The organism is Vibrio ezurae NBRC 102218, assembly GCF_000467185.1.
Classification (GTDB): Bacteria; Pseudomonadota; Gammaproteobacteria; order Enterobacterales; family Vibrionaceae; genus Vibrio; species Vibrio ezurae.
The window spans coordinates 1-23,620 of record NZ_BATM01000010.1; the positions used below are offsets into that span (position 1 = coordinate 1).

Consider the following 23,620-nt stretch of genomic DNA (forward strand, 5'->3'; position numbering starts at 1 on the left):
CCCCGCTATCGAGTATGTTAACAAGCTAGAATGAGCCGTTATTTAGTATGATTGGATTCGGTGTGTGCGGATTGAATTTGCGCTTCTGCCGATGATCTTTCATAATCAGCAAAAATCATCCTCACTAGAAGATTACAATGAAAAGACTGGTTTTATACGTAGCGGATAAATGCCCCCACTGTAAAGATGCACAGCGCTACTTAGATTCTAAGGGGTACAAGTACCGTTTAACCAATGCAAAAATGCAACGGGGACGTAAGGAGCTGCAAGCGATGGGAGCACGCTCGATTCCAGTGTTAAAAATTGGTGATCAAATTATGGTGGGATGGAATCAGAAGAATTTTGAAAAAATGTATAATGGCTAAAAGATAACAGTCAGAATACAAAAAAGAGGCATTATGCCTCTTTTTTGTCGAATAAAACTGAAGTTATTTCGCTGAGTCAGTTTCTATGGGTACGACAGCGCTAGCATGTGAACCTTTAGGGCCTTTTTCTACTTCATAGTTGACAGTTTGCCCCGCCTTTAATGTTCTATATCCGTCCATTTGAATCGTAGAATAGTGGGCAAAAATATCACCTTCTTCACCTTCCGGGCAGATAAAACCAAACCCTTTGGCGTTGTTGAACCACTTAACAGTACCTGTTGCCATGCTTTACATCCTTATGCATTTTTTACGTGTTGTGCGCTGTGTACGTTACAGTCTCACTTTCTTGGTTATTTCTGCGTGAATAAAGGTCGGAACTCAATGGGTATCGACGGCAAAATTCACGCGGGAACAATAAAATAATGTAGACAAAGAATCCTTATCGTCAAATTATTTGCGAAATAATAGTTAATGGAATGATAACCATTTGTTGATGGTTAAACAATGCCATTTGTTGGATATGTGTGTTTCGGTCAAAGCATGTACAACTACTGAGATAATCCGATCGTTTTAGCATCAAATGTTGGTTAATAATTCGTTGTTTAATACTGATGGCAATGTTTTATTTGCAGGGATACAATTGCTCTATTAGTCTCTTAAGTAGCACTAAGAAATTTTTGCTACCCGAGTGAGTGTTTTTTCTACAAAAGATGTAAAAATGGCTGAATTTTCTGATTGGGTGACTCCGGGTTTTGACTTACTGGAGAGAGAAAAAACCGAAGTAAAACCACCCCCTATGTATCACGTTATTTTAAATAACGATGATTATACCCCGATGGATTTCGTGATTGAGATCCTTGAGCGCTTTTTTGGTATGGATGCCGATAGAGCTGCGCAAACCATGCTTCAGGTGCATTATGAGGGGAAAGCACGTTGTGGCACGTACACAGCTGAAGTTGCAGAAACAAAGGTTGCTCAGGTTACATCGTATTCTGAAGAGCAACAACACCCTTTGCTCTGCACCATGGAAAGAGCATAACCACACTGCTATCACATTGATTAAGTGGTTGTTTTTGAAGTTTTAGGGAGGCCTGTATGCTAAACAAGGAACTAGAAACAAGTTTAAATGGCGCTTTTTCTCAAGCGCGAGATAAACGACATGAGTTTATGACGGTAGAGCATCTGCTGTTGGCGCTTCTAGACAACCAGTCTGCGAAAGAGGCATTAAAAGCCTGTGGAGCGATACTCGATACCATTCGCCAAGAGTTGGATGTGTTTATTGAGCAAACTACGCCGTTAATTGCTGTGGACGACGCCACTCGAGAAACACAGCCGACTTTGAGCTTCCAGCGCGTATTGCAACGTGCGGTTTTTCATGTGCAATCGTCTGGACGTAACGAAGTCTCCGGCGCGAATGTGCTGGTGGCTATTTTTAGTGAGCAAGAGTCTCACGCCGCTTACCTTCTGAAAAAAAATGACATCAGTCGTTTAGATATCGTTAATTTTATCTCGCATGGCATTACTAAGACGGCCAAAGATGATTCTTCTGAGTTATTCGGCAGTACAGAAACCGCCGAAGAAGTGGCGCAAGAAGACCAACTGGAAAATTTTGCGACCAACCTAAACATCGTGGCACGCAACGGCAATATCGACCCGCTGATTGGGCGTGATCAAGAGTTAGAGCGCACGGTGCAAGTGTTGTGTCGTCGACGTAAGAATAACCCATTGCTGGTGGGTGAGGCTGGCGTAGGTAAAACTGCAATTGCAGAAGGTTTGGCGTGGAGAATTGTCGAAGGCGACGTTCCTGAAGTGATTGCTAACTCGGTTATTTACTCTTTAGATATCGGCTCATTGTTAGCCGGCACTAAATACCGAGGCGATTTTGAGAAGCGATTTAAGAACATTCTTAAACAGCTAGAAAAAGAAGATGACGCCATCTTATTTATTGATGAGATCCACACCATTATTGGTGCGGGGGCAGCATCCGGCGGACAAGTTGACGCCGCGAACTTGATTAAGCCACTACTTAGTAGCGGTAAGTTGCGCTGTATTGGTTCAACCACCTATCAAGAATACAGCACCATTTTTGAGAAAGAACGTGCACTGTCACGTCGTTTCCAAAAAATTGATGTGGTCGAGCCGTCTTTAGATGACACCACCAAAATCTTAATGGGGCTAAAATCTAAATACGAAGAGCACCATGAAGTGCGCTACACCAATAAAGCCCTTCGCGCGGCAGTAGAATTGTCAGCAAAATACATCAATGAACGTCATTTGCCAGATAAAGCGATTGATGTCATTGATGAAGCGGGGGCAAAAAGTCGCTTAGTTCCAAGCAGTCGTCGTAAGAAAACCGTCGGCGTTGGGGATATCGAAGCTATGGTGGCTAAAATGGCGCGCATTCCCGAGAAATCCATATCGTCATCAGATAAAGACATTTTACAAAATCTCGACAGCAAGATGAAAATGCTAGTGTTTGGACAAGATGAAGCCATCGATGTGCTTACTGAGTCTATCAAGCTTTCTCGCGCTGGATTAGGCGCTGAAAACAAACCTGTGGGTTCTTTCCTATTTGCAGGCCCAACAGGGGTAGGCAAAACGGAAGTGACTGCACAGCTCGCTAAGCTGATGGGTATTGAGCTATTACGTTTTGATATGTCGGAATACGGTGAACGTCATTCTATCAGCCGATTAATTGGCGCACCTCCTGGTTATGTAGGTTATGACCAAGGTGGATTACTGACAGATGCTGTGATCAAACAGCCGCATGCGGTCGTATTGTTAGACGAAATCGAAAAAGCGCACCCTGATATCTTTAATTTGCTATTGCAGGTAATGGATAACGGTACCTTAACCGATAACAACGGCAGAAAAGCCGATTTTAGAAACATTATCTTAGTCATGACCACCAACGCAGGTGTGGTTGAAACTGAGAAGCAATCTATTGGTTTGATTGAACAAGATCATGCGCCAGACGCGATGGCGATCATTAAGAAGGTATTTACTCCAGAATTTCGAAATCGCTTAGACAACATCATTTGGTTTAATAGCCTAGATGAAGTGGTCATTCAACAGGTGGTGGATAAATTCATTGTTGAACTGCAAGCACAATTGGATGTTAGAGGGGTCTCGCTGGAGGTGACGGATAATGCTCGTCATTGGTTAGCCGTTAAAGGTTACGATAAGGCGATGGGCGCACGACCTATGTCCCGTGTGATTCAAGACAAGTTGAAAAAACCATTAGCCAATGAGTTGTTGTTTGGTCGCTTGATCAACGGTGGTTCAGTGGCGGTAGATTTGGTTGATGATGAACTAAAATTCAATTATGCCAATGCCGAAGAAGAGGCACTGCATCATTAATTGAAATAGCGAACTCTAAGTCTTAGAGTTCGCTTACTTTATTCTCATTCTACAAGCATAAAAAAACGGAGCAGAAGCTCCGTTTTTTTATGCTTTGTTAATAGAGATATTAACGAGCACGGAAGACGATGCGGCCTTTACTTAGGTCGTATGGAGTCATCTCTACAGTCACTTTATCGCCAGTTAGGATACGGATGTAGTTTTTGCGCATCTTACCAGAGATGTGAGCAGTCACAACGTGACCGTTTTCTAGTTCTACACGGAACATAGTGTTTGGCAGAGTGTCTAGGACTGTGCCTTGCATCTCAATTACGTCTTCTTTAGCCATTTAATCCTCGATCAGAATAAGGGTAATCTTGGTAGCTCACTTAGCTACCTAATAACATTGGGCGATATTCTACCCTTGCCATCGGTGATTTACTAGCTTTTGATGCGAATCAAATCGGACTTTATAGTTCATTGCTGGGCATTCATCAATTTGATAGCCCAAATACAGCCATTTTTTACCCTGTAAACGGGTATGTTGAATTTGGTACAAAACTGACAGTGTGCCCAGTGATAACGGGTGCTGTGGGTCATAGAAGGTATAAAAAGCACTGTTGGCACTGTTGACTTGATCGGTCACTGCGACAGAGATCAATTGTTGTTGATAATAGATCTGTAAAAATGCACAAGGAATGGTTGTAGAACCAATAAATTTACTAAATTCGGCTTTATTGGGTGGGTACATGCTTCCTTCAAAGTGGCGTGCTTCGATATATTTTGCATATAAATCAAACCAATTAGGGTCTATTTCACGGGTGACTTGCCATGTGTATTGCTTGGCTTTATTGAGTAACCTTTTTTGACTTTTTGATAGCGAAAAATGCTCGACATCAATACGTATCGCGACGCATTTATTGCATGTTTCACAATGCGGCCGATAAATCATATCGCCACTGCGCCTAAATCCATTCGCCAGCAATAACTCATATCCATCTGAAGTATGCAGTTCCTCTTCAAGAATAATGGCAACGCGCTCTTGCTGATTGTGTAAATAGCTGCATGGATGATTTTGCGTAAAACCGACTTTGATTTGTTGTAACTCAGGGTTCATCGATTATATAGCTCCCTTAATGCGAAGCGGAAAGTAGAAAAAAATAAGCTTAATCCAATTGCAGAGGTTGCGGGGTGTAACACTCTTTATTCATTGTTAAGTCTCTACTTGTTAAAAGATAGTCCTGAAATTCCGTTCTGGGTATTTCAATTGCGCCTAATGAGGCTAAATGTGGGTTCATGATTTGGCAATCGATGAGTTTTCCGCCATGTTTAAGAAAGTGTTGGCAAAAGTACCAAAGGGCTATTTTAGACGCGTTTGTTCTGGTGCTGACCATAGATTCACCACAAAAGACTTTCCCTACCGATACGCCATATAGGCCCCCAATGAGTGTTCCATCCTGCCAAACTTCTACAGAGTGACAATGACCTGCGATAGCCAATTGCTGGTAGGCTTCAATCATTTCATCGGTAATCCAAGTCTCTTCTTCGGGACGGGAACTTGCACAAAGCTCAATTAATTGTTCGGTTGCATGATTGATTGTCACGGTATAAGCGTGTTTGCGCTGAAACTTAATTAAACTTCTGGCCGGGGAAAAGGTCTCAGGAATGAACACCGCTCTCGGTGATGGACTCCACCAAAGAATGGGCTCACCTTCACTAAACCACGGGAAAATACCGTGTCGATAGGCACTACGAAGGCGGTTGATTGATAAATCTCCCCCTAGCGCCAACAGACCATTTGGCTCAGTCAATGCTAAACTGGGATCAGGAAAGTGAGTATCGTTACTATTAAGCTCTGGAAGATATAAGGTCATAAGACAATGAGACTATTGATTACATTTTTACTGTTATTCCCATTATTAACACAAGCGGCCTATCAAAGAAATACAGCGCGTCCTGTCAATGATGTGGTTTACGGTCATGTCGAGACGGTACGATATATCTCGCAGCAACAAATCGTAGAGTCAAAAGCAAAGGGATGGCAGACCTTATTGGGCGCCGTCATTGGCGGGGTAGTGGGTAACCAGTTTGGTGATGGAACGGGCCGAGAAGTGGCGACGGCGGTTGGGGCGGTTGCCGGAGCAGGGGCGGCTCAGCACTTTGGGCATCAAACCTATAGAGTGGAGCACAAGCTAGTTGAACTCTTGATAAAAACCGACGATAACCGCTTAATTGATGTCATACAGGATATTGATAGAAATATGCTTTTTTCAAGCGGTGATACGGTGCGAATTCTATATTTTGATAACGGTGTGCGAGTAGATTTGCACCAATAAAGCAAAATTATACGATTTAGTGCAATTGAGCCTGTTTTTCTGTCTGCAATTTCGATAATCTGAAATGAATAACAAAATCACGATTTAGCATCAAATTGCTTTCAAGGAAAACCATCAATGGAAAGCTTAACTCTACAACAAATTTCAAAAGTGGATGGCGAAGTCAATTTGCCGGGTTCGAAAAGCGTTTCAAACCGCGCTCTACTACTTGCCGCTTTAGCTCGCGGGACAACACGTTTAACTAACTTGCTCGACAGTGATGATATTCGTCATATGTTAAATGCATTAAAACAGTTGGGTGTCACTTACCGTCTTTCTGAAGATAAGACTACCTGTGAAGTTGAAGGATTGGGGGGCAAGTTTAACGCACCTGAAGCACTAGAGCTGTTCTTAGGCAATGCGGGTACTGCTATGCGTCCGCTTGCGGCGGCGCTGTGTGCTAGCCAAGGTCAGTTTGTTCTTACTGGCGAACCTCGTATGAAAGAGCGTCCAATTGGACATTTAGTTGCGGCACTGCGTGAGTCAGGTGCGGACGTGACTTACCTTGAAACGGAAGGCTTTCCACCGCTTAAAATCCAAGGCACAGGGCTAAAATCAGGCGAAGTGTCTATCGATGGTTCCATCTCAAGTCAATTTTTGACCGCGTTTTTGATGAGTGCTCCTTTAGCCGATGGTGATATCACCATTAACATCGAAGGCGACTTAGTGTCTAAGCCGTACATTGATATTACATTACACATCATGCAGCAGTTTGGCGTGAGTGTAGAAAACTACGACTACCAGAAATTCATTGTACGTGGTGGACAAAGCTACGTGGCTCCTGGTGACTTCCTTGTCGAAGGCGATGCGTCATCCGCTTCTTACTTCCTTGCGGCAGCCGCTATTGGTGGCGGCGCAATTAAAGTGACCGGTATTGGTAAAGACAGCATCCAAGGTGATATTCAGTTTGCAGATGCCTTAGAGGCGATGGGCGCGGGTATCGAGTGGGGCAGTGATTACATTATTGCGCGTAAAGGCGATTTAAAAGCGGTAGATTTAGATTTTAACCACATTCCTGATGCGGCGATGACGATTGCTGTTGCGGCATTATTTGCCGAAGGTACAACGGCGATTCGTAACGTGTATAACTGGCGTGTTAAAGAAACTGACCGCCTAGCTGCTATGGCTATTGAATTGCGTAAAATCGGCGGTATTGTGGAAGAGGGTGAGGACTACATCATCATTACTCCACCTGAGAAGCTGAACCATGCAGCAATCGACACGTATGACGATCACCGAATGGCGATGTGTTTCTCGCTTGCGGCATTTGGTACCTCTGTGACCATCAATGACCCTAAATGTACATCGAAGACTTTCCCTGATTACTTCGATAAGCTGCAAGGTTTGATCAGCAAATAGTGTCAATTAAATAGCACAGTCAAATAAAAAGGGTTCCTAGCTAGGAACCCTTTTTTGTCAGTGAAATTAGCCCTTTGACGATGACTACTTCTGAGTATCTTCTTCCAAAATCGCCTTGTTGTGACGAAGCATAGTTAAGATATCGTGAATATAGTCGTCAGAACGCTCTGAATAGCTACCTAAGCCGTAGATTAACTGTTCTGCTGTTGGTGTCTTATGTTGAGCACGAATGTTGGCTCGTAGCGAACGGAAACTGCCGTAAGCTTGGTTGCTGTTAAGGTTGTCCACATAGGCTGACACTGAATCACCAACCGAATTAAAGGTGGCGACCTCGTGAGTGAGTCCTTTTTTACGTTGGCTAGGCACCACGCCACAGCCTTTTGTGAAGCACCATTGACCAAAGAAGTTATTGGCTTCTTTAGCGAAGCGAGACGTACCCCAGCCACTTTCATTGGCAGCTTGAATGAGCACTAATTGTTCCGGTACAACATCGACGTGTACCAGCAAGGCATCCATCTCTTTTAGGCTATAATCTTTGACTTCAACTCGGTATTGTTTTGCCAATTGCGCGACAGTATCACGCTCAGAAGAGGATAATTCCTGTTCCTTGGCTAATTTTTTTTGTAACGAAATGAGTATTTCACGTTGATGCTGAACAAAGGCATTTTTCTGTTGTACATAAGGTTTTATGAACTTGAAAAACTCGCTTTTTTTCTGATGAACATCAGTAATTGCCGCAAAATCTGGTAGTGGAACCGCTTTAAAATGAGGCTTAGAGTTATCTAGCATTCCAAAGTGGTAGTAAATAGACGCGGCTAAAATGATGCCTATGCTACCAAGAATGATTGCGCCATTGGTGGGTATATATCTTTTTAAACTCACAGTATTACCTTGTTCAAATATGCTAAAAACGTGAAGCAGATCATTATATGAGATAGTAACCCGATTGGGTATCGCTGTAACCTTATGTTCCGTGCTTTATATTGTTGCAGATAAGGGCGTAATTGAAAGGAAGTATTGAAAAGAGCTCCGGTTGGAGCTCTGAAAGGCACTATTTTACAGTGAATTCTTTTGATAAATGATGGGCTAAGTATTTGAACATATTGAAAACGGCTGTAGTATTCTGCGTCGGCAAACCTTTATCATCCAAAAAGTAGTCGCCCTTAAAGATAAGAACGTCGTCTTTTTCAACGACCGAAGTTGCGCGCATTCCTTCTATATAGTCGTCATGTTCTTGGATAAGATTGTTTGCAATCAGTAATAGTTCAAACTCTGAAATAGGTTTTTTATCACTCATTTTTGTACCTGTTGTTCTAATCAATATTCGCGCTCAGTGTACATCGAGAGTTCAATAAAACAAAAGCACATTTAATAAAAACAGTCTATGTTTTACCCTCATGATGTTGCTTAATTTGCACACAATTAGCCTTAAAAGAGAAAAAATGGGTTGATTTTGAAAAATTATCGCTCAATAGTAAAAAAAGAATCAAAATTCGAATTCGCACTTTTTGCGAATCAAAATATAGGACAACACGTTCAGTTATGGGTAAGTCTCTCGTTATAGTGGAGTCACCAGCTAAGGCAAAAACAATCAATAAATACCTTGGTAAAGACTTCATTGTTAAATCTAGTGTTGGTCACGTACGTGATCTACCGACCGCTGGTCAGTCGAGCGGTAAAAAGGCTACGCCTATCTCAACTAAAGGGCTAAGTGCGGAAGAAAAAGAACGCATTAAAAAAGAAAAAGCCAAAAAATCACTGATTAAAAAGATGGGCATTGACCCATACAACGGTTGGGAAGCGAACTATCAAATCCTACCGGGCAAAGAAAAAGTGGTTGCTGAACTACAGAAACTTGCTAAAGACGCTGACTACGTTTATCTCGCAACCGATTTGGACCGCGAAGGAGAAGCTATCGCATGGCACCTTCGTGAGATCATCGGTGGCGATGAACAGCGATACAAGCGTGTGGTATTTAACGAAATCACTAAAAACGCGATTCAACAAGCTTTTGAAACTCCAGGCGAACTTAATATCGATGGTGTGAACGCGCAACAAGCCCGTCGTTTTATGGATCGCGTGGTAGGCTTTATGGTCTCTCCATTGCTATGGAAAAAAGTGGCTCGTGGTCTTTCAGCAGGTCGTGTACAGTCCGTTGCCACCAAGCTGGTGGTTGAACGTGAACGTGAGATCAAAGCCTTTGTTCCTGAAGAATTCTGGGATGTACATGCCAATACACTGACCAATAAAGCCGATGATTTTCGTCTTATCGTGGCACAGCGTAACGGTGAGGCCTTTAAGCCAACAAATGAAGCTGATACTAAGTCGGCATTAGATTTGTTGGAAAAAGCCGAGTATGAAGTGTGCAAGCGCGAGGACAGACCTACACGCAGTAAACCTTCAGCGCCTTATATCACCTCTACGTTACAACAGGCGGCAAGTACACGTTTAGGCTATGGTGTTAAAAAAACCATGATGCTGGCACAACGTTTGTATGAAGCGGGTTACATTACGTACATGCGTACTGACTCAACAAACCTAAGTCGTGAAGCCGTTGATAATCTGCGTAGCTTTATTGGTAGTGAGTATGGTGATAAGTATCTACCAGAAAAACCATTGGTTTACGGCAGTAAAGAGGGCGCGCAAGAGGCGCACGAAGCGATTCGTCCTTCTAGCGTTGATGTGAAGTCTGATGATCTAGTGGGTGTGGATAACGACGCACACAAACTGTACGCGTTGATTTGGAATCAATTTGTGGCGTGTCAAATGACGCCAGCGCAATACGATTCAACCACTATCAGCGTTAAAGCGGCAGAGTTTACGTTAAAAGCGAAAGGCCGCATTCTTAAGTTTGATGGTTGGACTCGTGTACAGCGTCCAATGGGCAAAAATGAAGATCAGATCCTGCCTGAAGTGAAGCTTGGCGATAAACTCTCTTTGAAAGATTTGGAGCCAAAACAGCACTTCACGAAACCCACTGCACGCTTTACTGAAGCGGCACTGGTTAAAGAATTAGAAAAACGTGGTATTGGCCGTCCATCTACGTACGCTTCCATTATTTCCACTATCCAAGATCGTGGTTATGTGAAAGTAGACCAACGTCGTTTTTATGCTGAGAAAATGGGTGAGATCGTTTCGGATCGTCTCGATAAGAGCTTTGTTGATCTGATGAACTACGATTTTACCGCTCGTATGGAACAAAAACTGGATCAGATTGCTGAAGGTGATGCGACTTGGATTCAAGTACTGGATCGCTTCTTCAGTGACTTCTCTTCAGAACTTGAAAAAGCGGAGTTGGATTCTGAGCAAGGTGGTATGGAACAAAACCACATTGTCGAAACGGATATTGAGTGTCCAACTTGTTCAAGACCAATGGGGATTAGAACGGCATCAACGGGGGTTTTCCTTGGTTGTTCTGGTTACGCACTGCCACCTAAAGAGCGTTGTAAAACCACCATCAACTTGGGTGACGAAGACGGTATTATCAACGTCTTAGAAGAAGATCCTGAGACAGCAGCACTGCGCGCTAAACGTCGTTGTCCTATTTGTGAAACGGCCATGGACGCCTACCTTATCGATGATAAGCGTAAGCTGCATGTGTGTGGTAACAACCCGAACTGTGAAGGCTATACCGTCGAGTATGGTGAATTCAAGGTGAAAGGGTACGACGGTCCTGTGGTCGAGTGTGACAAGTGTGGTAGCGATATGGTGTTGAAAAACGGCCGTTTTGGTAAATACATGGATTGCACCAGTGAAACGTGTAAGAACACACGTAAGATTTTACGTAACGGTGAAGTCGCGCCACCAAAAGAAGATCCAGTACATCTTCCTGAGTTACCTTGTACACAGTCTGACGCATACTTTGTACTACGTGATGGTGCTTCTGGTTTATTTATGGCGGCCAGCAACTTCCCTAAATCTCGTGAAACTCGTGCACCGTTAGTGGAAGAGTTGGTACGTTTTAAAGACCGTATTTCTCCTAAGTTCCAATACTTAGCGGATGCACCAACCGAAGATCCTGATGGTCGTCCAACGGTTGTTCGCTTTAGTCGTAAGAGTAAAGAAAACTATGTCCGTTCTGAAATTGACGGCAAACCTTCTGGTTGGACAGGCTTGTTTGTGGATGGCAAATGGGAAATCACAGATAAACGCAAAAAGCCTAAAGCAAAAAGCGAATAATCTGGTGAATTAGAGCGATTGAAGCCAAGGTATCAAAAATACCTTGGCTTTTTTGTTTGTTATTTGCGCAATCAGTTTCTTTGGATTTGAGCTAAACGTTTGCGTTGTTTTACTGTATTGAAGGTCATATTTCTAAGGTCTACAATTTCCATATCGACTTTCTAAATTCAGAATTCACATGAAATTTCCAGGCCAGCGTAAGTCCAAACATTATTTTCCTGTCAACACTCTCGATCCATTAGTCCCAAAAACCCATGCTAAAAACAGTGTAAACAGCACTCATGTAGTGGGTATTGATCAAACTTTAGTGGATATTGAAGCTAAAATTTCCGATGAGTTTATTGCTAAGTTTAATTTGAGCAAAGGCCATTCTTTAGTCGTCAGCGATGAGGTCGCAGAAGCGCTTTATTCTGAATTGAAACAGCAGCAATTGATCACCAACGAATATGCTGGTGGCACCATTGGCAATACACTGCACAACTACTCAGTGCTAGCGGACGATAAATCCATTTTATTGGGTGTGATGAGTTCCGACATTAAGATTGGTAGTTATGGATTCCGTTATCTTTGCGATACTTCGTGCCGAATGGATTTAAATCATTTGCAAGGCGTTGAGGGTGCAATTGGACGTTGCTTTACCTTGATTTCAGAAAATGGCGAGCGTACTTTTGCTATCAGTGAAGGGCAGATGAATCAATTGCAGGCTGAAAGTATTCCTGAAAGTGTTTTTTCAGATGCGTCGGCATTGGTGCTCACTTCTTATCTTGTTCGTTGCAAAGAAGGCGACCCAATGCCTGAAGCAACGATGAAAGCGGTAGAATACGCCAAGAAACACAAAGTGCCCGTTGTCCTTACTCTTGGAACAAAATTTGTTATTCAAGACGACCCGCAATTTTGGCGCGATTTTATTTCTCAGCACGTTGCTGTAGTGGCAATGAATGAAGAAGAAGCTGAAGCTCTCACTGGTATCAGTGATCCGTTACTGGCAGCGGACAAAGTGCTTGATTGGGCCGACTTGGTATTGTGCACTGCCGGGCCTGTGGGGCTATTTATGGCGGGGTATACCGAACAGTCAGCTAAGCGTGAAACGTCCTTACCATTGCTTCCTGGGACTATTGCCGAGTTCAATCGATATGAGTTTAGTCGTCCGGCGTTAAAGTCTGAATGTATGACCCCTTTTAAAGTGTATTCGCATATTTCTCCATATATGGGGGGGCCAGAGAAGATTAAAAATACCAATGGGGCAGGGGACGCGGCTTTATCGGCGTTATTGCATGATTTATCAGCCAATCGATTCCACAAATCAAATATTCCGAATTCAAGTAAACATGATAATGAATATTTAACTTATTCTTCGTTTTCTCAGGTGTGTAAATACGCCAACCGTGTCAGCTATGAAGTGCTGACGCAACACTCTCCACGCTTGTCTCGGGGGTTACCAGAAAGAGAAGACAGTTTGGAAGAAGTATATTGGGAAAGATAAGTCATAAACCATATAAATAATAAGGTTATATCAATCATACCCAGTCCGTTAGCAGAAGTCGCGCCGGGAAAAGACTCTAGAATAAGACAGAATTTTTCGATAAGTCTTATTCTACAATCAAAAGCTCCAAGGTGGTTATTGAGTATTTTAACAGGCTAGAATGATCTGTTATTTAGTGCGATTGGTATTATAGATGAGTGGATTTAAACAATAAGTCTACTCGCTATTGCAGTATTATATGCGGTGCTCATTTCCATATTGTCTATCTGTGTTGCAACGACTTAGTGATAGATTGAACGCAATAAAAAAGCTCCTTAAAAAAGGAGCTTTTTTTTATCTAATGCAAGTTTATTTGCAATGACGATTACGCTTTGATTAGGAATTCGTCTAGAGATTTACCGCTATCAAGTTGTGTTTGAATTGCAGATGGAGTACGACCTTGGCCAGTCCATGTTTTTTGTTCACCCGCTTCATTTACATATTCGTATTTTGCTGGGCGAGGTGCGCGTTTAGTTTTTGCTTTGCTTGATTTAGCTGAAGTATCACCGGCAACAGCAGCAACAAGATCTTCAATATCGATACCTTCGCTAATAAGCTGTTGTGCGTATTCTGCTAGTTTTCTTTCTTTTTCTTCACGAGCTGCGCGTTCTTCAGCTTCATTTTCACGACGCTCTTCAACAACCGTCGTTAATTTATCAAGTGCTTCTTCTAGTTGCTCTAGTGTTAGCTCACGAGAAAAAGCGCGAAGGCTACGGATATTAAGGAGTGTTTTTGTAATTTCAGACATATTGGGGTCCCATCAGATTAATATCATCAACAGAAGTTGACATAGTAACGTGCACTGGTGTGCTACACAATAAATCGATTATATAAGAGCTTTACTCAGAATTAAATATAAAATAAATATTTTTTCACACATTAATAATATTTTAAAAATCACTCCATTATTAACATCAATGTGATTATATAGCATCGCTTATATTAAAAAATTAAATTTGTAACCAAATTGGAATATACAGCGCTCCTTATTGGTCTGATTGAAGCTTATCAGATCTTGCTAAGTTTATGATCACTAACGTCAAATAGTGCTAAAGGGGCAGTATTGCTATAGCATGTTAGTGTAAAGTTTTGAATTTGTGCACTTTATACGAAGTAACAGCAGTTTCTTTCTATTGCATTTCTATTTTATGTTAGTAGAATGCTCCGCTCTTAGCTCATCTGGTGGCATATTGAATAGCCATAAGAAGGTGTTTTGCTAAGGTTGAGGCGCAGTTATTATCAGTAGATAACAAAAGGGTGATTCCGTTTTAATTGTTATTGAAAGGAGTAACTGCCGAAATGAATGATTTTATCACGGTCATTTGTTGGGGTTATTTTCGAAAGAGGTAACACTGCCATAGTCTATTGTGTTGTTAAACTATGGAGCGCTATTGTGGGAATCTATCACTCGATAGGTTGCTTATTCAACATCAAGTCGAATACTTATCTACAGTAGATCTCTTACCAAATATATTAATAAGAAGATCATGAATTTATTGGATTTTGCATCATCTCCTATCTCTTTAGTTCCCCCGCTGCTGGCATTGGGGCTGGCTATTATTACCCGTCGCGTACTTCTTTCTTTGGGTATGGGCATCCTTTTAGGCGGTTTCCTTTTAGCGGATTACTCTTTTACAGGCGCATCCACTTACATTTTTAATACCGTTTATAGTGTGTTCATCGAAGATGGCAGTATTAACTCATGGAATATGAGTATTGTCGGTTTTCTATTACTGTTGGGTATGATTACCGCGTTGCTGACGCTTTCTGGTGGCACTAGAGCGTTTGCGCAGTGGGCCCAAGTTAAAGTTAAAAGTAAACGCGGTTCTAAATTATTGGCCGCATTTCTTGGCGTATTTATCTTTATTGATGATTACTTTAATAGTTTAGCAGTAGGGGCGGTTGCTCGCCCTGTGACGGATCGCTTTTATGTTTCAAGAGCGAAGCTGGCTTATATTTTAGATTCTACCGCCGCTCCTATGTGCGTATTAATGCCAGCGTCTAGTTGGGGTGCTTATATTATGACGATTATCGGAGGTATATTAGTCAGTCATAATATGACCGAATATTCTGCTTTTGGTGCGTATATTCGTCTTATTCCGATGAACTTTTATGCGGTATTTGCCTTGTTAATGGTATTTGCAGTGGCGTGGTTCAAAATTGACGTAGGCGCAATGCGTCATCATGAAATTAAAGCGTCACAAGGTCGCGGCTTTGAAATTGATGATGATAAATCGTCTTTAATGGACGATGAACTGGATATTGAACAAAGTGCGAAAGGTTCAGTAGCCGATTTGATTCTACCTATTGTAACACTAACGGTTGCCACTATTGTTGCCATGATGTACACCGGTGGCATGGCATTGTCGGCCAATGGCAATGAGTTTACCGTGCTCGGTGCGTTTGAAAATACCGATGTAGGCAGTTCGCTAATCTATGGTGGTATTGTGGGTTTTGTTGTGGCACTGGGCACCGTGTTACGTCAACGTATTTCTGCTATTGAAATTAGTCGCACGTTATGGATTGGCGTCCGTTCAATGTTTGGCGCGATTTTGATTCTGATTTTCGCATGGTCTATCGGCAGTGTTATTGGGGATATGAAGACAGGATCTTATCTCTCTTCTCTTGCTCAGCAAGCAAATATTAATACGGCATTCTTGCCTGTGATTCTGTTCCTATTGGCTGGGGTGATGGCGTTTGCAACAGGCACTTCCTGGGGGACGTTTGGCATTATGTTGCCTATTGCCGGTGATATGGCAGGAGCAACGGATTTAGCGCTTATGCTGCCCATGCTTGGTGCGGTTTTAGCGGGCGCAGTCTTTGGCGATCATTGCTCACCTATTTCTGATACGACGATATTGTCATCCACTGGAGCGCGTTGTAACCACATTGATCACGTTGCCACACAATTGCCTTATGCGTTATCAGTCGCACTGATTTCTTGTGTGGGCTTTATTACCTTAGGGATCACTGAATCGATTCTTATCTCCTTTGCAATGGCCAGTGTCGCATTTGTTATCGTGTGTTTTGCTTTGTCGATATTATCTCGCTCAAAACTGGTGGCTGCAAAAGCCTAATATTTTCTGTTCTAGACACAGAATCATCAAAGGGAGCTTGGCTCCCTTTTTTATATTTGCTGTCTTAAAGTAGAGACGTTCTCATTGTTGTTGCAATAAACACAGATCAATTTTTCTTTTAAATAAGCCCTCTATGGCAATAAAAACGTGTTGCTGTAATCGTGTTATGCAACAGGGTTGGCGGGGAGAAAAACTGCGCTTTATATAACCATTCTTTGGCTTTCTGGACAGACGATGGAGAGTTATTGGCAATAAAACAAATTTTTCATAATTTAACTGTTGCAAAGTTTATTCGGCTTAGTTAGTGTGTTTGTACACCAATTGATAGAAAGCCTTAAATTATGCGCAAATTAGATATGAACCACCATCATCACCATCACCTAAATTAGTCTTTCGGGTGAGTTGCGCGTACCCGGGAGATACAGCTCTCGGTGGTTAAATCAAGAATTACAGATTTAAACCCTTGGGAGCTTAGCTCCCAAGGGTTTTTTCATTTTATCGAGTTTAATTTAAAGCATCAGTACAGGGAATTATCCATGCAAACACAACGTCTAAGAATTGCCATTCAAAAGAAAGGCCGACTAAGCAAAGAATGTCAGGAGCTACTGAAGAAGAGTGGTGTTAAGTTTAATATCATGGGAGAGCGTTTAGTTGCTCATTCTTTAAATACTCCAATCGATTTGTTGCTAGTACGCGATGATGATATCCCTGGCCTAATTATGGATGGCGTTGTCGATTTGGGTTTTATCGGTGAGAACGAACTTGAAGAAGTTCGCCTTGATCGTAAAGCGAAAGGCCAACCTTACGGGTTTAAATCACTACGTCGTTTAGACTTTGGTACTTGTCGTCTTTCTATTGCCGTAGACAAAGAATTGGATTATTCAGGCCCACAAGATTTAGCCGGTAAACGTATTGCTACTAGCTACCCACACTTGCTAAAAGCCTACATGGACGAGCAGGGCATTGATTTTAGCACTTGTATGCTAACAGGCTCGGTAGAAGTAGCCCCGCGTGCCGGTTTAGCTGATGGCATTGCCGACCTTGTTTCTACTGGTGCAACCCTTGAAGCCAATGGCTTAAAAGAAGCTGAAGTTATCTTCCGCTCAAAAGCAACTCTGATTCAACGCGATGGTGAGTTCGACCAAGATAAACTTGATCTTATCGACAAGCTACTCACTCGCATGCAAGGCGTTCAGCAAGCCAAAGAATCAAAATACATTATGCTGCACGCACCACTTGATCGTTTGGAAGAAGTGACAGCATTACTACCGGGCGCAGAAGATCCAACAGTATTGCCTCTTTCAACGGATAAAACGAAAGCCGCTATTCATCTTGTTAGCTCAGAAAATCTATTCTGGGAAACAATGGAACAGCTAAAAGAACTGGGTGCAAGTTCAATCCTTGTATTACCTATTGAAAAAATGATGGAGTAAGTGATGAGAACCGTTACCTGGGAATCACTAAGCGCAGAACAGCAAAACGCCGTACTGCAACGCCCTGCAATCACAGAGGGTGCGAATATCACTGCCGCTGTTACAGCTGTAGTTGATCGCGTAAAAAAAGAGGGCGATAAAGCGCTACTTGATCTTACTGAGAAATTTGATGGTGTTCGTCCTGACAGCATTCGTGTCAGCAGTGCAGAGATTGATGCTGCCGAACAACGTTTGCCTGAGAAGATGAAAGCTGCGCTAAATCAAGCGCATAAAAACATCAGCGCTTTTCACCAAGCACAAAAGCTGCCACCACTGACAGTGGAAACACAACCCGGTGTGGTGTGTGAGCTTGTGACTCGTGCCATTAACACGGTAGGTTTATACATTCCAGGTGGTAGTGCGCCATTACCGTCAACGGTATTAATGTTAGGCGTACCGGCGCAAATCGCCGGTTGTAATAAAGTCGTATTGTGTTCGCCACCGCCGATCGCGGATGAAATCTTATACGTGGCTAAGCTATGTAATATCGATGAGGTGTACAATTTAGGTGGCGGTCAAGCTATCGCTGCAATGGCGTACGGCACGGAAACGGTAGTTAAAGTCGATAAAATCTTTGGCCCTGGTAATGCTTACGTGACTGAAGCAAAACGTCAAGTAAGCAACGATTTCCGCGGCGCAGGCATTGATATGCCAGCAGGTCCATCTGAAGTTCTTGTGATCGCCGATGAAACTGCGGATCCTGACTTTGTTGCAGCGGATCTATTGAGCCAAGCTGAGCATGGTCCTGACTCTCAAACTGTACTGGTTACTCCATCAGTATTACTTGCCGACCAAGTAACCGATGCCGTGCAACGTCAACTTGCTGAGCTTTCTCGTAAAGACATTGCCGAGCAAGCGCTGGCATCGAGTATCATTGTGATTTCTGAGTCGTTAACGCAATCTGTGGCGATTTCAAATTTCTACGGCCCTGAGCACTTGATTGTACAAACTAAAAACCCAAGAGAGCTATTGCCACTTTTGGATAATGCAGGTTCTATCTTCCTTGGCGACTGGTCTCCAGAGTCAGCCGGTGATTATGCGTCGGGGACTAACCACGTATTGCCTACTTATGGCTACACTCGCACCTACTCAAGCTTAGGTCTTGCTGACTTTAGCAAACGCATGACGGTACAAGAGCTGACTCAAGATGGTCTTAAAATACTAGCGCCAACGGTTGTGACTATGGCGGAAGCCGAAGGTCTTGATGCGCACAAACGTGCGGTCACTATTCGTGTAGAAAAACTGTTAGCTGCAAAGTAGGAAAGAAGTAGACATGGAAAAGTTAGCTCGTAAACAGGTTCAGGCTTTAACCCCTTATTTATCTGCACGCCGCATTGGTGGCTCAGGTGATGTATGGCTCAATGCCAATGAATCACCTTTTGACAATACTTATACCCTTGAGGCTTCTAGCCTAAACCGTTATAGCGATTGTCAGCCACCACAGCTTATTAGTGCGTATGCCGCCTATGCCGGGGTGACGCCTGAGCAGGTATTAACCACGCGCGGCGCAGACGAGGGCATTGAACTTTTGGTACGTGCGTTTTGTGAGCCGGGTGAAGACGCCATCGTCTATTGCCCGCCAACTTATGGCATGTACGCCATTAGTGCAGAAACCATTGGTGTTGAGCGTAAAGTTGTTCCATTGACCGATGAGTGGCAACTGGATTTACCGGCCATTGAGCGAAGCCTAGATAAGGTTAAGTTGGTGTTTGTTTGTTCTCCAAACAACCCGACAGGTAATTTAATCAATCGTGACGACATTATTGCTCTGCTTGAGATGACTCAAGATAAAGCGATTGTGGTAATGGATGAAGCGTACATCGACTTCTGCCCAGAAGCCTCTACGGTTGATTTGCTAAACGATTACCCGCACCTTGCTATTTTGCGTACTATGTCAAAAGCATTTGCTCTTGCAGGGCTTCGCTGTGGCTTTACACTAGCGAACGAAGCACTTATCAATGTACTGCTAAAAGTCATTGCGCCATACCCAGTGCCAGTACCCGTGGCGGACATCGCCTGTTTGGCCTTGTCCAAAGATGGCCTTGAGCGAGCGACTACCCAAATTGCTACTTTGAATGAAAACCGCACTTATTTAGCCGCTGAGCTAAAAGAAATTGCCAACGTGACTGTGTATTCAGGTTTTGGTAATTACCTATTGATCCGCTTCCCTAATGGCGATGCTTTATTTAAAGCCGCTTGGGATGCGGGCATTATTTTGCGTAATTCTCCAATTCAAGATTGCGTTCGTATTAGCATTGGCAGTCGTGAAGAGTGTGAAAAAACACTGAATTTTATCAAGACCCAATTGGCTCAAATTACCGCGTAGGACGCCGAATTAGAATAATAAGGAAGAACAATGAGCACACCGCAAAAGATTTTATTTATCGACCGTGATGGTACGTTAATTGTCGAACCCCCTGTCGATTTCCAAGTAGACCGTTTAGACAAATTGCAGTTTGAACCTTTGGTTATCCCAAGCTTGTTATCACTGCAAGATGCAGGCTACCGTCTAGTAATGGTGACCAACCAAGATGGTTTAGGCACAGATAGCTACCCGCAAGCAGATTTTGATGCGCCCCATGATTTGATGATGCATATCTTTGAATCACAAGGCGTGCGTTTTGACGAAGTGCTGATTTGTCCTCACTTTAACGAAGACAACTGTACTTGCCGCAAGCCTAAGCTAGGTTTGGTGAAAGAGTACTTGCAACAAGGCAAAGTGGACTTTAAAACCTCTGCGGTGATTGGCGATCGTGAAACGGATCTGCAACTGGCCGAAAATATGGCAATCAAAGGCATTCAGTACAATCCACAAACCATGAACTGGCCCGCAATTGTTAAGTCACTGACCACCAATCCTCGCGTTTCAGAAGTGGTTCGCACCACCAAAGAAACCGACATTCGTGTTGCGGTGAATCTTGATGAAGTTGGTGGAAATAAAATCGAAACGGGTTTGGGCTTTTTTGATCACATGCTAGATCAAATTGCCACTCATGGCGGTTTCCAATTACAACTGAGCGTTGATGGCGACTTGCACATTGATGATCACCACACAGTTGAAGATACGGCGCTGGCGTTAGGTCAAGCTATCAAAGAAGCATTGGGTGACAAGCGCGGTATTGGTCGCTTTGGTTTTACCTTACCAATGGATGAGTGTTTGGCGCAGTGCAGTTTAGATCTTTCCGGTCGTGCTTATTTAAAATTTGATGCCAAATTTAGCCGCGATGAAGTTGGCGGATTCTCTACCGAAATGGCAGGGCACTTCTTCCGCTCTCTAGCAGATGGTATGGCATGCACACTGCATCTTTCGTCAGTAGGCGAAAATGATCACCACATTATTGAGAGCCTATTTAAAGCGTTTGGCCGCACATTGCGCCAAGCGATTAAGGTTGAAGGCACTGAGCTACCAAGTAGCAAGGGAATGTTGTAAGGAGTTGGCGTGGAAAATCAATCACAAACCGCAGTTATCATAGACACGGGATGTGCAAACGTCTCGTCGGTACGCTTTGCTATCGAACGTCTAGGGTATGATGTTGCAGTATCAAAAGATCCTGCCATTGTATTAGCCGCAGATAAGCTATTTTTGCCGGGCGTTGGCACAGCCAGTGAAGCGATGCGTAATTTGCAAGAGCGCAACCTAATAGAACTGGTTAAGCAGGTTGAAAAGCCTATGCTTGGCATTTGTTTAGGCATGCAGTTGTTAGGTAAGTTGTCAGAAGAGAAAGGACAAAAAGCGGATGAAATTGTCCCTTGTCTTGGCTTATGTGACGGCGAAGTTCGCAAATTAGACAGTAAAGAAAACCCACTACCACATATGGGTTGGAACACCGTCTCGGCCAAAGAGGGACACCCTCTATTTAAAGGCATTGAGTCAGGCGAATACTTCTACTTTGTGCACAGTTTTGCTATGCCGGAAGGGGATTACACCATCGCCAGTTGTGACTACGGCAGCCGTTTTAGTGCTGCGGTGCAAAGTGGCAACTACTATGGGGTACAATTCCACCCAGAGCGTTCTTCCAAAGCAGGCTCGCAACTGATTAAAAACTTTTTAGAGCTTTAATGCTCGAACTATAACGACTTTAGGGATTTGAAGTGATTATTCCAGCATTAGATTTAATTGAAGGTCAGGTGGTTAGACTGTATCAAGGTGATTACGGTCAGGTAACTGAATACAAGGTAAACCCAGCTGAGCAATTTAATTTGTACCATCAGGCAGGTGCCAATTGGTTGCACCTAGTGGATTTAACCGGCGCTAAAGACACTAACGCACGTCAGCTAGACTTGATTGCCAAACTGCTCAAAAGCACGCCGGCTAACATTCAAATTGGCGGCGGCGTACGTTCAGAGCAAGACGTTATTGATCTGCTCGATGCAGGTGCAGAGCGAGTTGTCGTGGGTTCTACAGCCGTAAAACAACCAGAGCTTGTCAAAGCGTGGATGGAAAAATACGGCCCAGAACACATCGTACTGGCGCTTGATGTCAATATTGATGAAGCAGGTACGCGCAAGGTTGCGGTATCCGGTTGGCAAGAAGATTCGGGCGTGACCATTGAAGCCTTGATTGAAGACTTCTTAACCGTAGGCTTAAAGCACGTATTGTGTACCGATATTTCAAAAGACGGCACACTGACAGGTTCAAACGTCGACTTATACGTAGATCTTTGTAAGCTCTACCCACAAGTACACTTTCAATCATCCGGTGGCATTGGCAGTTTAGATGACATCCGCGCCCTGAAAAACACCGGCGTACGCGGCGTGATTGTAGGTCGAGCGTTACTTGATGGTAAGTTTACCGCTGAAGAAGCGTTTGCCAGTTGGGAAAGCGCGGAGTAACTCGCTTTAGCTAACTAGCCTAATTAATAAAACCACTTAGCTTTATCAGTTAGGTGGTTTTTTGTTTTGTGGGTAAGGACAAAGACAAGAGCGAGAATAAGGATAAGAAGAAGCAGGTTGTCGTTTTTGTTCAATCTTGTGCTGCATTTTTTACTTAGGATTAAGCCAACTTAGCGAAAGGTCACTCACATTGAGCGATCAGCGCGTAATTTTTAGATATGGCTTATACGATGTTAAATATAGTAAAACTAGACACCCTTGACACTCTACATTCCTTAAAAGCGGAGTACTTTGCGCAAACTCACGCCCCTCTTGATGGCATGTGGCACTTTGGCTTTGTGCCAATGTCGCAGCACTACGCTTTTTATGAAAGCGATGTGCTGGTGGGCTTTTGCTGTGTAAATAGCGAAGGCTATTTATTGCAATATTTTCTCTCTCCACAGGCGAGCACGTCAGCTTCGGATTTGTTTACCTTAATTGCGCAGCAAGACAGCAAAGTGATTGGCGAAGTCTGCGGTGCGTTTGTCAGCTCGTGTGATCCTAGCTTCCTTGCTTTGTCTTTAGATAATGCCGCTTCTAGTTCGGTCAATACGTTGCTGTACTGCGGCGTAAAGCAAGGTGTGAATAGTGAAGAAGCAGGTATTGAGCTGACATTAGCCACCGATGAGTGCTTGAGCCTGTATGTCGATTTTGCCGCCCAAGCGATTGGCGCGCCAAAAGAGTGGCTCACTGGTTATTACGGTAACTTGATTGCAAGAAACGAGCTATTTGGTTATTGGCAAGACGGTGAGTTAGTCGCAACAGGAGAGCGTCGCAAGTTTGATGAATTTCAGACTCAATATGCCGATTTGGGAATGATTGTTTCCGCGCAGCACAGAGGACAAGGAATTGCTACTAAGGTACTTAAAGCTTTAATTGCCAATGCTGTAGCGGAGCAGCTAATACCGATGTGCTCTACCGAAAAAACAAACATCGGCGCACAACGCGCGATTGAAAAAGCAGGCTTGGTGAGTAAGCACCGCTTGCTACAAGTGCAGTTTGAAACGCTGTAATTCGCCTGTACGTCATGATGCTTATTTAACGCAATAGGCATCATGGC

Annotated in this window: 22 protein-coding genes, 1 riboswitch and 1 other annotated feature; of the genes, 15 read left to right on the forward strand and 7 right to left on the reverse strand. The window is 43.3% G+C overall.

Annotated elements, in window-relative coordinates:
• Positions 1-137: 137 nt before the first annotated feature.
• Positions 138-365 carry a glutaredoxin family protein gene (locus VEZ01S_RS05555; protein ID WP_021713034.1) on the forward strand — a complete coding sequence of 76 codons (228 nt, stop codon included), beginning with the start codon at positions 138-140 and terminating at the stop codon, positions 363-365.
• Positions 366-428: 63 nt separating this feature from the next.
• On the opposite strand, the gene cspD is transcribed toward VEZ01S_RS05555, so the two are convergent.
• A complete protein-coding gene (gene cspD / locus VEZ01S_RS05560; RefSeq protein WP_021713035.1) occupies positions 429-650 on the reverse strand; it encodes a cold shock domain-containing protein CspD in 222 nt (73 codons plus the stop codon).
• 433 nt (positions 651-1,083) lie between these two features.
• Here cspD and clpS point away from each other — a divergent pair, with 433 nt between their 5' ends.
• Positions 1,084-1,404: an ATP-dependent Clp protease adapter ClpS gene (gene clpS, locus VEZ01S_RS05565; RefSeq protein WP_021713036.1), complete on the forward strand. Its 321-nt coding sequence runs from the start codon at positions 1,084-1,086 to the stop codon at positions 1,402-1,404.
• A gap of 56 nt (positions 1,405-1,460) precedes the next feature.
• Positions 1,461-3,725 carry an ATP-dependent Clp protease ATP-binding subunit ClpA gene (gene clpA, locus VEZ01S_RS05570; protein WP_021713037.1) on the forward strand — a complete coding sequence of 755 codons (2,265 nt, stop codon included), beginning with the start codon at positions 1,461-1,463 and terminating at the stop codon, positions 3,723-3,725.
• Between the two features lie 109 nt (positions 3,726-3,834).
• Here the strand turns inward: clpA and infA are convergent, their stop codons facing one another.
• The 3 genes from infA to aat form a co-directional block, all read right to left on the reverse strand.
• Complete coding sequence (gene infA / locus VEZ01S_RS05575; protein ID WP_001040192.1) at positions 3,835-4,053, reverse strand: translation initiation factor IF-1; 219 nt, start codon at positions 4,051-4,053, stop codon at positions 3,835-3,837.
• Between the two features lie 69 nt (positions 4,054-4,122).
• Positions 4,123-4,821: an arginyltransferase gene (locus tag VEZ01S_RS05580; RefSeq protein WP_021713038.1), complete on the reverse strand. Its 699-nt coding sequence runs from the start codon at positions 4,819-4,821 to the stop codon at positions 4,123-4,125.
• A gap of 49 nt (positions 4,822-4,870) precedes the next feature.
• A complete protein-coding gene (aat, locus tag VEZ01S_RS05585) occupies positions 4,871-5,578 on the reverse strand; it encodes a leucyl/phenylalanyl-tRNA--protein transferase (protein WP_021713039.1) in 708 nt (235 codons plus the stop codon).
• 6 nt (positions 5,579-5,584) lie between these two features.
• On the opposite strand from aat, the gene VEZ01S_RS05590 reads away from it, so the two are divergent.
• Together VEZ01S_RS05590 and aroA are read left to right on the forward strand one after the other, a co-directional pair.
• Positions 5,585-6,040, forward strand: coding sequence for an outer membrane lipoprotein (locus tag VEZ01S_RS05590; RefSeq protein ID WP_021713040.1), 456 nt, complete (start codon positions 5,585-5,587; stop codon positions 6,038-6,040).
• Between the two features lie 117 nt (positions 6,041-6,157).
• Positions 6,158-7,438, forward strand: a complete 1,281-nt coding sequence (gene aroA / locus VEZ01S_RS05595; protein ID WP_021713041.1) for a 3-phosphoshikimate 1-carboxyvinyltransferase — start codon at positions 6,158-6,160, stop codon at positions 7,436-7,438.
• 84 nt (positions 7,439-7,522) lie between these two features.
• Here the strand turns inward: aroA and VEZ01S_RS05600 are convergent, their stop codons facing one another.
• The gene (locus VEZ01S_RS05600) at positions 7,523-8,320 is read right to left on the reverse strand and encodes a glucosaminidase domain-containing protein (protein WP_021713042.1); all 798 of its coding nucleotides are present in this window, start codon (positions 8,318-8,320) and stop codon (positions 7,523-7,525) included.
• A 169-nt stretch (positions 8,321-8,489) separates the two neighbouring features.
• Complete coding sequence (locus VEZ01S_RS05605) at positions 8,490-8,735, reverse strand: YciN family protein (protein WP_039970907.1); 246 nt, start codon at positions 8,733-8,735, stop codon at positions 8,490-8,492.
• Between the two features lie 245 nt (positions 8,736-8,980).
• Between VEZ01S_RS05605 and topA the strand changes: the two genes are divergently transcribed.
• Positions 8,981-11,617, forward strand: coding sequence for a type I DNA topoisomerase (gene topA / locus VEZ01S_RS05610; protein WP_021713044.1), 2,637 nt, complete (start codon positions 8,981-8,983; stop codon positions 11,615-11,617).
• A 178-nt stretch (positions 11,618-11,795) separates the two neighbouring features.
• Positions 11,796-13,100 carry an inosine/guanosine kinase gene (locus VEZ01S_RS05615; RefSeq protein ID WP_021713045.1) on the forward strand — a complete coding sequence of 435 codons (1,305 nt, stop codon included), beginning with the start codon at positions 11,796-11,798 and terminating at the stop codon, positions 13,098-13,100.
• Between the two features lie 364 nt (positions 13,101-13,464).
• On the opposite strand, the gene VEZ01S_RS05620 is transcribed toward VEZ01S_RS05615, so the two are convergent.
• Entirely contained in the window at positions 13,465-13,887 is a 423-nt protein-coding gene (locus VEZ01S_RS05620) for an H-NS family histone-like protein (protein ID WP_021713046.1), read from the reverse strand.
• Between the two features lie 466 nt (positions 13,888-14,353).
• Positions 14,354-14,538: riboswitch (Lysine riboswitch) on the forward strand.
• A gap of 88 nt (positions 14,539-14,626) precedes the next feature.
• Between VEZ01S_RS05620 and VEZ01S_RS05625 the strand changes: the two genes are divergently transcribed.
• From VEZ01S_RS05625 to VEZ01S_RS05660, 8 genes are all read left to right on the forward strand, one after another.
• On the forward strand, positions 14,627-16,216 hold the full coding sequence (locus tag VEZ01S_RS05625; RefSeq protein ID WP_021713047.1) for a Na+/H+ antiporter NhaC family protein: 1,590 nt from the start codon (positions 14,627-14,629) through the stop codon (positions 16,214-16,216).
• Between the two features lie 364 nt (positions 16,217-16,580).
• Positions 16,581-16,710: a sequence feature (His leader region), on the forward strand.
• Positions 16,711-16,752: 42 nt separating this feature from the next.
• Positions 16,753-17,649 carry an ATP phosphoribosyltransferase gene (hisG, locus tag VEZ01S_RS05630; RefSeq protein WP_021713048.1) on the forward strand — a complete coding sequence of 299 codons (897 nt, stop codon included), beginning with the start codon at positions 16,753-16,755 and terminating at the stop codon, positions 17,647-17,649.
• A 3-nt stretch (positions 17,650-17,652) separates the two neighbouring features.
• Positions 17,653-18,948, forward strand: coding sequence for a histidinol dehydrogenase (hisD, locus tag VEZ01S_RS05635; protein ID WP_021713049.1), 1,296 nt, complete (start codon positions 17,653-17,655; stop codon positions 18,946-18,948).
• Between the two features lie 13 nt (positions 18,949-18,961).
• Positions 18,962-20,014: a histidinol-phosphate transaminase gene (hisC, locus tag VEZ01S_RS05640; RefSeq protein WP_021713050.1), complete on the forward strand. Its 1,053-nt coding sequence runs from the start codon at positions 18,962-18,964 to the stop codon at positions 20,012-20,014.
• A 30-nt stretch (positions 20,015-20,044) separates the two neighbouring features.
• Complete coding sequence (gene hisB / locus VEZ01S_RS05645) at positions 20,045-21,118, forward strand: bifunctional histidinol-phosphatase/imidazoleglycerol-phosphate dehydratase HisB (RefSeq protein ID WP_021713051.1); 1,074 nt, start codon at positions 20,045-20,047, stop codon at positions 21,116-21,118.
• 9 nt (positions 21,119-21,127) lie between these two features.
• Positions 21,128-21,748 carry an imidazole glycerol phosphate synthase subunit HisH gene (gene hisH, locus VEZ01S_RS05650; protein WP_021713052.1) on the forward strand — a complete coding sequence of 207 codons (621 nt, stop codon included), beginning with the start codon at positions 21,128-21,130 and terminating at the stop codon, positions 21,746-21,748.
• Between the two features lie 32 nt (positions 21,749-21,780).
• A complete protein-coding gene (gene hisA, locus VEZ01S_RS05655; RefSeq protein WP_021713053.1) occupies positions 21,781-22,521 on the forward strand; it encodes a 1-(5-phosphoribosyl)-5-[(5-phosphoribosylamino)methylideneamino]imidazole-4-carboxamide isomerase in 741 nt (246 codons plus the stop codon).
• Positions 22,522-22,751: 230 nt separating this feature from the next.
• Positions 22,752-23,573 carry a GNAT family N-acetyltransferase gene (locus VEZ01S_RS05660; protein ID WP_040890269.1) on the forward strand — a complete coding sequence of 274 codons (822 nt, stop codon included), beginning with the start codon at positions 22,752-22,754 and terminating at the stop codon, positions 23,571-23,573.
• Positions 23,574-23,620: the final 47 nt, after the last annotated feature.